Annotated in this window: 1 protein-coding gene; it reads right to left on the bottom strand. The window is 52.1% G+C overall.

Annotation, left to right across the window (positions count from 1 at the left end):
- Positions 1-261, bottom strand: a 261-nt coding sequence (locus tag AAEY83_RS16255) for a response regulator (protein WP_351060679.1), incomplete at both ends; no start/stop codon positions are given.

Raw genomic sequence — 261 nt, 5'->3', positions numbered from 1 at the left:
GCATAAGGGTTCGTACTCGGGCAAGCAGCTCTGGGAACTCAAACGGTTTAACCAGATAGTCATCAGCACCCAGATCGAGCCCGCGAATTTTGTCCGCAAGCCGTCCCCGGGCCGTCAACATCATCACCCTGGTATTGCTGCTTTGGCGCAGATGTTCAAGAACACCCCAGCCATCAAGTTCTGGAAGATTAACGTCGAGTATCACCAAATCATAGACATGTTGACGTGCAAGATGAAGTCCATCTGCTCCGGTTACCGCAC

It is taken from the genome of Psychrobacter sp. TB20-MNA-CIBAN-0197 (genome assembly GCF_040309765.1).
Taxonomy (GTDB): Bacteria; Pseudomonadota; Gammaproteobacteria; order Pseudomonadales; family Moraxellaceae; genus Psychrobacter; species Psychrobacter submarinus.
Note: the sequence above shows the minus strand (reverse complement) of the source record. Positions and strands in the feature narration are given on the sequence as shown.